Annotated in this window: 9 protein-coding genes, 1 tRNA gene and 1 pseudogene; 7 read left to right on the top strand and 4 right to left on the bottom strand. The window is 68.7% G+C overall.

Features of this window, described 5'->3' with window-relative positions; all coding sequences use genetic code 11:
* Window positions 1-54 precede the first annotated feature (54 nt).
* Window positions 55-735: a helix-turn-helix domain-containing protein gene (locus tag OG285_RS20820; protein WP_371791849.1), complete on the top strand. Its 681-nt coding sequence runs from the start codon at window positions 55-57 to the stop codon at window positions 733-735.
* Window positions 732-2404: pseudogene (xerC, locus tag OG285_RS20825) on the top strand (tyrosine recombinase XerC). The gene OG285_RS20820 and the pseudogene xerC overlap by 4 nt, the downstream one beginning before the upstream one ends.
* A 46-nt stretch (window positions 2405-2450) precedes the next feature.
* Here xerC and OG285_RS20830 read toward each other — a convergent pair.
* Both OG285_RS20830 and OG285_RS20835 read right to left on the bottom strand, forming a co-directional pair.
* Window positions 2451-2523: transfer RNA gene (locus OG285_RS20830), tRNA-Arg, on the bottom strand.
* Between the two features lie 148 nt (window positions 2524-2671).
* Window positions 2672-3610: an RNA polymerase sigma factor SigF gene (locus OG285_RS20835; protein WP_356828238.1), complete on the bottom strand. Its 939-nt coding sequence runs from the start codon at window positions 3608-3610 to the stop codon at window positions 2672-2674.
* A gap of 478 nt (window positions 3611-4088) precedes the next feature.
* Between OG285_RS20835 and OG285_RS20840 the strand changes: the two genes are divergently transcribed.
* Both OG285_RS20840 and OG285_RS20845 read left to right on the top strand, forming a co-directional pair.
* Window positions 4089-4577, top strand: coding sequence for an ATP-binding protein (locus OG285_RS20840; RefSeq protein WP_371791850.1), 489 nt, complete (start codon window positions 4089-4091; stop codon window positions 4575-4577).
* Between the two features lie 244 nt (window positions 4578-4821).
* Window positions 4822-6621, top strand: a complete 1800-nt coding sequence (locus OG285_RS20845) for a class I adenylate-forming enzyme family protein (RefSeq protein WP_371791851.1) — start codon at window positions 4822-4824, stop codon at window positions 6619-6621.
* A 70-nt stretch (window positions 6622-6691) separates the two neighbouring features.
* Here OG285_RS20845 and OG285_RS20850 read toward each other — a convergent pair whose 3' ends face one another.
* Window positions 6692-8044: a M6 family metalloprotease domain-containing protein gene (locus OG285_RS20850; RefSeq protein ID WP_371791852.1), complete on the bottom strand. Its 1353-nt coding sequence runs from the start codon at window positions 8042-8044 to the stop codon at window positions 6692-6694.
* A gap of 294 nt (window positions 8045-8338) precedes the next feature.
* Here OG285_RS20850 and OG285_RS20855 point away from each other — a divergent pair, with 294 nt between their 5' ends.
* Window positions 8339-8977 carry a TetR/AcrR family transcriptional regulator gene (locus OG285_RS20855; RefSeq protein WP_356828244.1) on the top strand — a complete coding sequence of 213 codons (639 nt, stop codon included), beginning with the start codon at window positions 8339-8341 and terminating at the stop codon, window positions 8975-8977.
* A 362-nt stretch (window positions 8978-9339) separates the two neighbouring features.
* Window positions 9340-10884, top strand: coding sequence for an MFS transporter (locus OG285_RS20860; RefSeq protein WP_371791853.1), 1545 nt, complete (start codon window positions 9340-9342; stop codon window positions 10882-10884).
* Window positions 10885-11041: 157 nt separating this feature from the next.
* Here the strand turns inward: OG285_RS20860 and OG285_RS20865 are convergent, their stop codons facing one another.
* Window positions 11042-11557, bottom strand: coding sequence for a MarR family transcriptional regulator (locus OG285_RS20865; RefSeq protein WP_356828248.1), 516 nt, complete (start codon window positions 11555-11557; stop codon window positions 11042-11044).
* Between the two features lie 89 nt (window positions 11558-11646).
* Here OG285_RS20865 and OG285_RS20870 point away from each other — a divergent pair, with 89 nt between their 5' ends.
* The gene (locus OG285_RS20870) at window positions 11647-12426 is read left to right on the top strand and encodes a class III extradiol ring-cleavage dioxygenase (protein ID WP_356828250.1); all 780 of its coding nucleotides are present in this window, start codon (window positions 11647-11649) and stop codon (window positions 12424-12426) included.
* Window positions 12427-12438: the final 12 nt, after the last annotated feature.

The raw sequence follows: 12438 nt of genomic DNA on the forward strand, positions 1-12438 counted from the left end.
TCACGTCCGGCTCCAGGCGTCTACCAATCAGAGTCCTCAAGCTAATGTGTCTGCATGACACAACGCGATTTCGATGATGAAGAGGACGACTTCCCGGAGTGGGTGGACAGGATCAAGGCCAACGTGGCCGCCGAAGTCCGCCGGAGAAGGAAAGAGATGGGATGGAGCGCCCAGGACTTGGCGGAGCAATGCGAGCAGCTCGGGCATCCCATTCCGCGCAACGTGATCGCCAACATGGAGTCCGGACGGCGGGCCAGCCTCCCGCTGGTGGACGTCATGGTCCTGGCGGCCGCGCTGGAGACCTACCCGGTCTGCCTGATCTTCCCGGTCGGGTACGTCGAGCAGACCCAGGAACTCCCGTTTCAGCACCTTGTGCCCACCTGGGACGCCCTGCGGCGATTCACCGGCGAAGAGGAAGTACCCCTGCACGACGCGGGCCTGGTGCCCGATTTCGAGGCCCACGCCAGCCTCGTCAGCACGGCCCTGGCGGCACTCGCAGAAGAAGAACAGGCCCGGTTCGCAGCCAGGACGGCAACCAGCCGCGCCCAGCAGGAAGAAGCCGAACGTAAGCGCACCACCTACGCCGACCAGGCCATCTCCGCCAAGTACAACCTCCGCTACCTCCGCCGAGACCTCCGTGAGGACGGAGCCACACCACCCGACCTGCCACCCGCACTCGATGACGTCGACCCACCTGAAGCCGAAGCCAACGCCACCCAGGAGGAACGCTCTTGAAGGGCTCCACGCACCGCCGCTGCTACTGCCGCGACTCCAAGACCGGCAAGCCGCTCGGCAAGAAGTGCCCCAAGCTCACCGGCCGCAAGCACGGCTCCTATTCCGTACGCCAGGAGCTCCCACCCCGAGCCGACGGAACCCGCCGCTCGTTCAGCCGTGCCGGCTACGAGAGCCTCAAAGCCGCCCAAGCCGACCTCGACCACATACGCACCCTTCTCGGCCTTGCCGACACCGATGACCTCGAAGGTCTCGATCAGATCGCCGAGTTGTTGGAGAAGGTGGCAGACGAGAAGGCTCCGCTACCGGACATCGAGGCGACCCGTCGGCGCCTGAGCCACGGCCTGGACCTCACCAGTCGCCTCACGGTCGGTGAGTGGCTGGACATCTGGCTGGCGGGCAAGAAGGGGCGGCAGAGTGCAATCAGCCGCGACGAGAGCAACTTTCGCGTCCACCTTCAGCCGCGCATCGGGCACGTTCGGCTCGACCGCCTTCGGGTCACTCACCTCTCGGAGATGTTCGAGGCCATAGCCGAGGCCAACGTCGAGATCGCCGAGGGGAACGCCGCACGACGCAAGGCGTTCGAGGATCTCGCGCAGATTGCCTGGAAGGGGCGCGAGCCCCGCGCCCGCCGTAAGGCGATGAAAGCGGCCATCGCCGAGATGGATCCCTACCGCCGCATTGTCGGTCCAGCGACGCGGCAACGCGTTCGCTCCACACTGCGGGCAGCGCTGAACGCGGCGATCGCCCAGCAGCTGATCACCTTCAACCCGGCCGCCCACGTCGAGCTGGAGGCCGGCAGGCGCCCCAAGGCGCTCGCGTGGACCGAGGAGCGCATCCTCCATTGGAAGCGCACCGGCGAGAAGCCCCGCCGGTGATGGTCTGGACGCCGGAACACACCGGCCTCTTTCTCGACCATGTAGCCGAGGACCGGCCGTACGCGTTGTTTCACCTGGTCGCCTTCCGCGGACTTCGGCGAGGCGAGGCGTGCGGTCAGAGGTGGACCGACACGAACCTGGAGGCCGGGCTTCTCACGGTCGCCAAGCAACTCGTCGTGAATGGCTGGGAGGTGTACGAGGACGATCCGAAGACGGACGCCGGAGCGCGCATCATCGCCCTCGATGCCGACACCGTCCAGGCACTCAAGCGGCACCGAGCCCAGCAGGACAAGGACCGCGAGAAGTGGGGGAGCGCCTGGGCGGAGACCGGAAGGGTCTCCACCCGCGAGAACGGAGAACTGCTCCACCCCGCCAACGTCACACGACGATTCATCGAGCTGTACGAGGAGATCGGCCTCCCGCCGGTCCGGCTCCACGACCTCCGTCACGGTGCCGCGACTCTGGCTCACGCAGCAGGTGCCGGCCTGAAGGACATCCAGGAGATGCTCGGCCACTCCTCGATCACCATCACGTCGGACACGTACACGAGCCTGCTCCCCGAGGCGGACCTGGCGATCGCGGAGGCTGCGGCCCGGCTAGTGCCGCGAGCGCGCACAACCCCCGCGAACACCGCTCCCGAAGCGGACACCGAGCCCGACGACGCGGAGTCCGCCGAAGCGGAATCCGTGCCGGATGGTGCTGATCCTTGGGGGAAAATTCCGGAGATCAACTCCCCGTCCGCTCACGCATCGCTCACGCAAACGGCCCCGGACGAAGAGTCCGAGGCCGAGTAAGACCCCTCCCTGGGGAGAAACCCCAGGTCAGAGCGGTAACGCGTTGTGCCCCCGGCAGGATTCGAACCTGCGACACCCGCTTTAGGAGAGCGGTGCTCTATCCCCTGAGCTACGAAGGCGAGCCGTCGGCCACTGACCGACCCCGACAGGGTACCGGATGCGGACTCGGTGGGTCTTCTGCGTCCTGTTCCTGTCTGCGACCTGCGGTGGGCGCGCCGGGCACCCGGGGCTTGTGGTGACCGGCGCGCCCACCGCGTGGGTGCGGGGTTACTCCTCGACCAGCATTCCGCTGCGCAGGCCCTTCAGGATGCGCGACAGGAGGCGGGAGACATGCATCTGGGAGATGCCCAGCTGCTCGCCGATCTGGGACTGGGTCAGCTCCTGGCCGAAGCGCATCTCCACGATGCGGCGTTCGCGGCTGTCCAGCTTGCTCAGCAGCGGTGCCAGGGCGTGCAGGTCCTCGACCGTCTCCATCGCGGGGTCGGCCTCGCCCAGGACGTCGGCGAAGGTGCGGCCGCTCTTGGTGGCCTGGCCGTCGCCGTTCGACTCGTTGGGCATGTCCAGGGAGCCGGCGGTGTAGCCGTTGCTCGCGACGATGCCCTCGACGATTTCGTCCTCGGTGAGCTGGAGGTGCTCGGCGAGTTCGGCGACGGTCGGGTCGCGGTCGAGCAGGACCGCCAGGTGTTCCTTCCCCTTGGCGATCTCGACCCGCAACTCCTGGAGCCTGCGCGGGACATGGACGGCCCAGCTGGTGTCGCGGAAGAAGCGCTTGATCTCGCCGACGATGTAAGGAACGGCAAATGTGGTGAATTCAACCTCGCGAGACAGGTCGAACCGGTCGATGGCCTTGATGAGACCGATGGTGCCGACCTGGTTGATGTCTTCCATCTCGCCGCTGCCGCGGTGACGGAAGCGGCTCGCAGCGAACCTCACCAGCGAAAGGTTCATTTCGATAAGGGTATTGCGGGCGTACTGATATTCGTGCGTGCCCTCTTCGAGGACCTGGAGCTGGTCGAAAAAGATTTTAGAAAGCGCTCGCGCGTCCTTCGGTGCGACCTTCCCCGCATCTTCGATCCAGGGGAGATCTCCCACCTCGGGCGGTGCCGGAGCGGTAGCGGTGAGCGCCGCCAGTGCCGAATCGGCGGATACCGACTCAGCAGGTGCCGACTCAGTCGTGGCGGCATGCGCGGATGTTGTCTGCGTCATGTTTTTTCAGCCTCCCCAAGTAGCGGACCCCGTTCAATGTCCGCTCCTGCCCGGAGGTCGAGACTTCAATCCCCTCAGATCAGATGAGGAGACTGATGGGATAGTTCGTCCGTATATGTCCTTGTGTTCGGTCTCGGATTGGCCTCCATTCCGCCGTGTGTCCGTCCTCCGGGTACTGCTCGCCGGGGTCGCCGTCGCCGGAGTTGCTGTCGGGGGTGCCTCGGTCGCTGTCAGGGTCGCCACCGCCGCTGTACCGCCGCTGTACCGCCGCTGTCAGGGGTGCCGCGGGGCGCGCCGCTCCGCCGCTGTTCCGTCTGTGGCCTGCTGGGATTCCTGGTGCCCGGCCTTTTCTGGTTCATGCGTGCTCAGGCACGCGAGTGAATTGAGGAATATTTCCGATGGATCCTCGGGCCGGGGGTATGCGCGCAACCACAAGGAAATCAACGGGCGTGCCAAGAAGGACGTTTCTATCGGCGGGGTGAGTCACATGCTTCAGGAGTTTGATGAGCGGCGCGTCGGCGCCGAGTCCGACGTGCACTCCGATGGTGAGCCGGGTGCTGACCTCGGCCGCGAGTCCCGCGTCGACGGCCGCCAGTTCGCCGACTGGACCTGTTGTCCACGTCTCGCCGCCGAGGCCCGGGAGGCTGTCTCCAGGTTTCTCGCCGAGCTGCATCCGGCCCCGCCCGCGCACACGTCGCAGAACCTGGTTCTCCTGGTCTCCGAACTCGTCACCAATGCTCTGCGTCATGCCGGAGGCGTGACCGCCATGCGGCTCAGCGCCGACCGGCGCAGTCTTGAGGTTGCCGTCGCGGATTCCAGTCCGGCGCATCCGCAGGACCGTACTCCCGACCTGACCGGGAGTACCGGTGGATTCGGCTGGCCGATGGTGCAGCGGCTCGCCCGTACGGTCGCCGTACGCAACGAGGCCGGCGGCGGGAAGGTCGTCTGCGCGACCCTGGCGCGGTGATGTGATGACGCGGTGACGCAGCCCTCCGGTTATCCGTGAGGCAGTGATCCGGTGGCGCAGCGGTCCGGTGATCCGGCCGTCCGGTGATCCGGTGATCCGGTGGTGCGGCGATGTGTGGCGTTTCCCGTGGCGTTTTCCGTGGCGTGCCGCGGTGTTGAAGTTGGCGGAGCGCGTGTTCTTGACCCGGTGCAGATGCGGGCATAGCGTCCCAGGGGACTGAGCAAGCGCTTAGAAAGGGTCTTCAGTGCCGCAGACCGAGCCCCCCGCCGAGCCACCCCCCGCTTCCCCCGGCCCCGCCGCTGTCGACCCCGCCGCCGTCGAGGCCGCACTGCGTGCTCCCGGCGCCCCCTTCGCCGTGGTCGCTGCGGAGGACGGTTCTCCGGTGTACGCGAGCGGGCCGCGCACCCTGCGGGAGTTCGTCGAAGCCGTCTGGGCCTTCGGGGAGCAGCCGTTCCTCGTCGCCGAGAGCGGCACGTACACCTATGGCGAGTTCTTCGCCGCGGCCTCGGCGCTCGCCCGGCGGTTCGTCGACGTGTACGGGCTTGTGCCGGGCGACCGCGCGGTGGTCGCGATGCGGAACCACCCCGAGTGGCAGATCGCCTTCTGGGCCGCTCAGTTGGCCGGGCTCGTCGCCGTACCGCTCAATGCCTGGTGGACCGAGGACGAGTTCACGTATGCCCTGGACGACTGCCGGCCCCGCGTGCTCCTGGTCGACGGTGAGCGGCTGGGGCGGGTCCTGCCGTGGGCCGGGCGGCAGGGCGGGCCGGACGGCGACGAGCGGCCCTGGACCGTCGCCTTTCATCACGACGGCTCCGCCGGCTTTCACCACGACGGCTCCGCCGACCCGTCCGGTGCCGGGATCGCGTACGAGCGTTTCGAGCGCTACGACGAGCTGCCCGCCGCCGATCCCGCACTCGGACCGCCCGACGTGGAGATCCGTCCCGAGGACGACGCCACGATCATCTACACCTCGGGCACCACGGGCCGTCCCAAGGGCGCGGTGGCCACGCACCTCGCGCAGGTCGGCGCCATGATGAACCCCCTCTACCACGATGCCGCCTCCGCCCTGGCGCGTGGCGTGGTCCCCGGCCAGGGGCCCGCGCCCGTGGCGCTGATGACCTTCCCCTTCTTCCATGTGGCCGCCTTCACCAGCGTCTATTCGGCGATGTCCGCGGGCGGCACCCTCGTCCTGATGCGGAAGTGGGACGCGGACAAGGCGCTGGCCGCCATCCGTACGCACGGCGTCACGCACTACGCGGGCGTGCCCGCCACCGCTCTGCAGCTGCTCGACGCGGCGGAGCGCGGCGGCGACGGCCTGGAGAGTCTGGCCATGCTCAGCACCGGGGGCGCGGCCGCCCCGCCCGAGCTCGTCCGCACGGTCGTGACCCGGCACAGCGGGCGGATCGAGCCCCGGAACGGATACGGGCTGACCGAGACGAGCGGCGGCGTACTGGCGAACTTCGGCGCGGAGTACCGCGCCCACCCCGAGAGCGTCGGCCGCCCGACGCCCGCCACCGAGGTGCGGATCGCGGACCGGTCCGGCCGGGCGCTGGCCGACGGGGACGTCGGTGAGCTGTGGCTGCGCGGGCAGGCGCTCGTCCGCGGGTACTGGAACGCCCCCGAGGCCACCGCGGCCGCCTTCCAGGACGGCTGGTTCAGGACCGGGGATCTGGCGACCGTCCACGAGGGGCGGGTCAGCGTGGTGGACCGGATCAAGGACATGGTCGTCCGGGGCGGCGAGAACGTGTACTGCGTCGAGGTGGAGGCCGCTCTGTACGCGCATCCCGATGTACTCGACGCGGCTGTGCTCGGGGTCGCGCACCCGGTCCTCGGCGAGGAGGTCGCCGCCGTGGTGCAGCTGCGGGACAGCAGCGAGGCCACGCCTGACGCGCTCCGGGCGCACGTCGGCAAGTCGCTGGCCGCCTTCAAGGTCCCCGCTCACGTCTTCGTACGGGCGGAGCCGCTGCCCCGCAACGCGACGGGCAAGGTGCTCAAGCGCGAGCTGCGCGGGCCGGTCCAGGAGCAGGTGTCGCGGGACAGGTGATCCGCCGGCGGGTACGGGGGCGGCCGGACAGGTGATCCGCCGGCAGGTACGGGGCCGGCCGGCCGGGACGTCAGGAGCGGGTGATGCGCACCCGGTAGTCGCCGGACTTGTCCTTGCCGGTGATGTTGATGATGATCCCGTGGGCCGCGTCGGTGAAGGTCTGGCCCACCGCGTACGGGGCGTCGGACAGTTCGGCCTGCACATTGGCGTGCAGGGTGCAGCCGCCGCTGTCCGGGGTGCTGTCCCTGACGGAGATCGGGCCCTGGCCGGTGTCGACGTCGCCGTCGACGCGGTAGACGAGCACACCGGGGCGGCACACCGCGTCGTCGTTGCCCGCCCGGGTCCTGACCTCGACCACGTAGGCGGCGGACTCGGACATCGGGATGACCGCCAGTTTGGGGCCGCCGCGGGTGGCCAGCGGGGAGAGCGTCGCCTCGTGGGTGCCGGGAGTCGACGCGCAGCTGACCTGGTTGTCGTCCAGCCAGCCGAGCTTCCACTTGTGCCAGCCCAGCATGTCGTTGTTGGCCCCCCAGTCCTCGGACATGATGTCCCAGTGCCCGACCGAGCCGCCGCCGCTGGAGGTGTAGAGGTCGGGGAGGCCGAAGGTGTGGCCGTTCTCGTGCGGCAGGACGCGGTAGCCGGTGTGGCTGTACGAACCTGACCCGTCGTCCTGGCGGCTGTAGATGAACGACATGTTGGAGAGCTTCACGCCGTCCGCGACGGGCGCCTCGTCATTGCCGGAGAACGTCACCGAGAGCACGGTGTTCAGGGCCGAGGGGCCGGCGTTCGGGGTGGCCAGCACATTGATCAGGTCGTACTTGCGGAAATCCACCTGGCGGTCGGCGGCCTTCACGATGTCCTGGGCGAGCCGCCGGTAGCCCGGCTGGTAGGGGGAGCCCCGCTGTATTCCGTACGAGCTGAACGGTGACGGCATCCGCAGCCAGCGCCTGACGGGGGCCTCGGGGTGGTAGGCGAGCCGGCCGTAGGAGCTGGTGCGGTACCAGGTGGAGGTCTGCGGGAAGAACTCGCCGTACCGCTTCATCGCGGGCTCGGACCCCTGCGCGTCCGGGAAGTCGATCATGAGGGTGAGGGCGTGGATCGAGCCGGTCGAGCGGGTGTAGCCCGGGGCGGTCGGCAGCCCCTCGGACATCTGGACGCCCAGTGCGCCGCCGATCCGGCACGGGCCGAGCGATACGGCGGACCCGGCGTGGTCGGCGCGTACGGAGAGCCGGCCGGTGGTGGAAGCAGGACCGCCCGGCGGGGTCTTCTGTATCAGGGTGGTGCTGCCCGACGTCAGCGCGGCCAGTGCGAGCGCGGCCAGGGTGACGACGGCCAGCGGGCGGCGGGGGGAACGTATCCGGGAGCGGGGGGCCCGTGAACGGCCGGAGGGGCTGCCGCTCGACCTGGGGCGGGTCTGATGCATGCCTTCGCCTTCGGGCCGCGGCAGCCGACGGTTCCGAGCTGCACTCGTTCGATCACCCTGTGTCGGGTGCGGCGGAGGCGCGCGCTGGGTGGGCCGTTCGTGGACATTCCGGGGCACTTCAGACGTGATGCAGGTCACGCGGAGTGGGGGAAATAACCGGGGACCGTTTCCCCGTTTGAACCGGTGTCACAGCGAAGCGGGGAGATGCTCCCCGGTTACGAGAATCAGAACTGTCCGGGAACCGGAACTGTCCGGGGAACCGGAACCGGAATCGGGAAAGGGAAGGGAAGCGCCGTGGAAACCGCCACCGCCGTCCGGCCGCGCACCAGGGCCGACGCCCTGCGCAACCGGGAGCGGATCGTATCGGCCGCGCGTGAGATCTTCGTGGAGTACGGGCCGGATGTGCCGCTCGACGAGATCGCCCGCCGGGCCGGCGTCGGCAACGCCACGCTCTACCGCCACTTCCCCGACCGGGTCGAACTCTTCCGGCATGTGGTTCTCTCCGTCATGGCCCGCGTCGCGGACCAGGTGGAGGCGGCCATCGCCGAAGAGCCCGACAGTTTCGCCGCTCTCCGACGTTTTGTGCACGCAGCGGCCGACGAGAAGATCGGTGCGCTGTGCCCGATGCTCTCCGACGGCTTCGACCGCGCGGACCCGGAGATCATGGCGGCGCGCGACCGGCTCGAGGAGTCCGTGGAGGACCTCATGGGCCGTGCACGCGAGGAAGGCCAACTGCGCTCCGACGTCGCCGTCGGGGATCTCTTCGTCGCCCTCTCCCAGCTCACCCGCCCACTGCCCGGCACGGGCTGCCTGGGTCTCGACCGTTTCGTCCACCGTCATCTACAGCTGTTCCTCGACGGGCTTCACGCCTCGGCGCGGACGGTACTTCCTGGGTCACCGGCGACTCTTGAAGACCTGCGCCGGCCGTCGTGACGCAGCCGTAATGCACGGGCCCCACGCTTGAACACACCGAAGCCTGAACACCGCAAAGCCTGAACACCGCAAAGCCTGAACGCACCGCTTGAACTCGATGCTCGATCTCGACGTTTGATCACGACGCCTGAACAGGACGCCCGAATTGCACGCCTGACCTCGATGCCCCACGCCCGCGTACGCGCCTGAAGCGCTCACCCGCGAAACGCTCACCCGTGAAACGCACACCCGTGAAACGCACACCCGAAGTGCGCTCCGGAGTGCGACGTCTCAACTTCCTGCTCAGGATCTCTTCTCCACTCCTGCCCGGGACCCTCTCGACTTCCGTTCTGACCTCTCCGCACCCTTAGGTGGCTCTCGCCATGTCAACAGCCATGCTGAAAACTCCCGACATATCAGTCCCTGACCCCAACCGCTGGAAAGCGCTCGTCTTCATCGCCCTTGCGCAGCTGATGGTGGTGCTCGACGCGACGATCGTGAACATCGCGCTGCCGCACGCCCAGGTCGACCTGGGCATCTCGGACGCCAACAAGCAGTGGGTCATCACGGCCTACGCCCTCGCCTTCGGCGGCCTCCTCCTCTTCGGTGGCCGCATCGGCGACCTGTGGGGCCGCAAGCGCGCCTTCGTCATCGGGCTGCTCGGCTTCGCCGCCGCGTCCGCCGTCGGCGGCGCCGCGGCCAACGAGGCGATGCTGCTCACCTCCCGTGCCGCGCAGGGCGTCTTCGGCGCGCTGCTCGCACCGGCCGCGCTGTCGCTGCTCGCCGTGACCTTCACCGATGCCAAGGAGCGCGCCAAGGCGTTCGGCATCTTCGGGGCCATCGCCGGTGGTGGTGGCGCCGTGGGCCTGCTGCTCGGCGGATTCCTCACCGAGTACCTGGACTGGCGCTGGACGTTCTTCGTCAACATCCCGTTCGCTGCCGTCGCCGCACTCGGCGCGTACTTCGTGATCCGTGAGCCCGCGGGCGGCCGCAACCGTTCGCCGCTGGACATCCCCGGTGTCCTGCTCTCCACGACGGGCCTGGTGGCCCTCGTGTACGGCTTCACGCGCGCCGCGTCCGACGGCTGGTCCGACCCGGTCACGATCGGCATGTTCGTCGCCACCGTCGTCCTGCTCGGAGCGTTCGTCGCCGTCGAGTCGAAGGTCAAGGCCCCGCTGCTCCCGCTGCGCGTGGTCGCCGACCGCAACCGCGGTGGCATCTACGCCTCGCTCGGCCTGGCCATCATCGGGATGTTCGGCCTCTTCCTCTTCCTGACGTACTACCTCCAGGTCGTGCAGGGCTACTCCTCGGTCAGGACCGGCTTCGCCTTCCTGCCGATGGTCGCCGCCATGATCACGGGCTCCACGCAGATCGGCGCCCGCCTGATGACCCGGGTGCCCGCCCGGTTCCTGATGGGTCCCGGCTTCGCCGTCGCGGCCGTCGGCATGCTGCTGCTGACCCGCATCGAGGTCGGTTCCTCGTACGCCTCGGTGATCCTGCCGGGCATGGTCCTGCTGGGCCTCGGCATGGGTACGGCGTTCATGCCCGCCATGTCGCTCGCCACGCACGGCATCGCACCGCGTGACGCGGGTGTCGCGTCGGCGATGGTGAACACCTCGCAGCAGGTGGGTGGCGCGATCGGTACGGCGCTGCTGAACACGATCGCCGCCTCCGCCACCACCGCGTACCTCGTGGGACACGCGGCGGCCGGCGGCAACCCGAAGCTGGTGCAGGCCCAGGCGCTGGTGCACGGCTACACGAACGCGATCTGGGTGGCGGTCGGCATCCTGGCCGTCGCCTCGGTGATCGCGCTGACGCTCATCAACGCCGGTCGTCCCTCGGTCACTCCGGCAGCGTCGGGGGGTTCCGGTTCCAGGGACTCCGACGCGGTCGAGGACGAGGTGCAGATCCCGGTGATCGCGCACTGACGCACCGAAGCGCTGACGCACCGAAGCGCTGACGCACTGACGTGTCGAAGCGCTGACGTGTCGAAGCACTGAGCCGAGCCGGCTCACGGGTACGTGCACGCGACCCGGTACGGAAGGCCTGCCCTGGTTCCGCAGGGACGTCCCAGCAGTGGAGGCGTCAGCGGAGCCAGGGCAGATCCGCGTCCTGATCCTCGGGTTGCAGCCCCTCGGCCATCACACGCATGATCTCGCCGAGCTGGCCGACCTGTTCGGGGGAGAGCCGGTCGAACAGCGCCTGCCGTACGGCCTCGACATGACCGGGCGCGGTCCGCTCCAGCACCTTCATACCGGCGGGAGTCAGGACCGCGTTCTGGCCGCGCTTGTCGGACGGGCAGTCCTCACGGTGCACCCAGCCGTTCCGCTCCAGCCGTGCTATCGCGTGCGAGAGCCGGGAACGGGTGATCTTCGCGTCCATCGCCAGCTGGGTCATCCGCATCCGCCGCCGGGGCGCCTGCGAGAGCTTCACGAGCAGCCCGTAGTAGATGTGCGGCATCCCGGCGTCCCGCTGCAGCTGGCGGTCGAGATGGTCCTCCAGGAGCGTGGTGGCGTGGAGGTATGCGCGCCAGATGCGCTGCTCATCGTCGCTGAGCCAGCGCGGTTCGTCAGGGGGCGGTGCCGAGGTCATGTGCTCCACTGTACGACTCTTTCTTGAATATTAAACTAGATATGACTAAGGTCTGATCTGAGTAGCGCTTGAGACTTCAAGTAATGGAGTTGTCGCCCATGCCCGCCATCGCCCCCGAACGCATGCCCGCCCTCTATCTCTCCCATGGCGCGCCCCCGCTCGCCGACGATCCGGTCTGGCCGGGCCAGCTCGCCGCCTGGGCCGCCGGTCTGCCGCGCCCCAAGGCCATCCTGATGGTCTCCGCACACTGGGAGGACGCCCCGCTGGCGCTCGGCGCGACCGAGACCATCCCCCTCGTGTACGACTTCTGGGGCTTCCCCGAGCACTACTACCAGGTGCGGTACGGAGCTCCCGGTGCGCCCCTGCTGGCCGAGAGCGTACGGAAACTGCTGCGCGGCGCCGGTCACCCGGTCCAGGACGTCCCGGACCGGGGGCTCGACCACGGTGCGTACGTCCCGCTGGTCGAGATGTTCCCGGAGGCCGACATCCCGGTACTCCAGATCTCCCTGCCGACCCTCGATCCACGGAAGCTGATGGACGTCGGGCGCAGGCTCGCCCCGCTGCGGGACGAAGGCGTGCTGATCGTCGGCAGCGGTTTCTTCACGCACAATCTGGCCGCGCTGCGCCACGGGGGCATCCCCGGCTGGTCCGAGGAGTTCGACGCCTGGGGGCGGGAGGCGCTGGAGGCACGGGACATCGACGCACTGCTCGACTTCGAGCACAAGTCCCCGTCCGGGCGGCTCGCCCACCCGCGTACCGAGCACTTCGCGCCGCTGTTCGTGACGCTGGGGGCGGCCGGGGACGGGCTGGAGGACCGGCGCGATGTGATCGACGGCTTCTGGATGGGGCTGGCGAAGCGATCGGTGCAGTTCGGGTAGGCGGTAGGGCAC

Source organism: Streptomyces sp. NBC_01471 (assembly GCF_041438865.1).
Lineage (GTDB): Bacteria > Actinomycetota > Actinomycetes > Streptomycetales > Streptomycetaceae > Streptomyces.

Excerpts from the sequence above, each read along its gene's own strand:
- OG285_RS20820 (WP_371791849.1), top strand. The coding sequence starts at position 55 with ATGACACAACGCGATTTCGATGATGAAGAGGACGACTTCCCGGAGTGG.
- OG285_RS20835 (WP_356828238.1), bottom strand. The coding sequence starts at position 3,610 with ATGACGCAGACAACATCCGCGCATGCCGCCACGACTGAGTCGGCACCT.
- OG285_RS20850 (WP_371791852.1), bottom strand. The coding sequence starts at position 8,044 with ATGCATCAGACCCGCCCCAGGTCGAGCGGCAGCCCCTCCGGCCGTTCA.
- OG285_RS20860 (WP_371791853.1), top strand. The coding sequence starts at position 9,340 with ATGTCAACAGCCATGCTGAAAACTCCCGACATATCAGTCCCTGACCCC.
- OG285_RS20870 (WP_356828250.1), top strand. The coding sequence starts at position 11,647 with ATGCCCGCCATCGCCCCCGAACGCATGCCCGCCCTCTATCTCTCCCAT.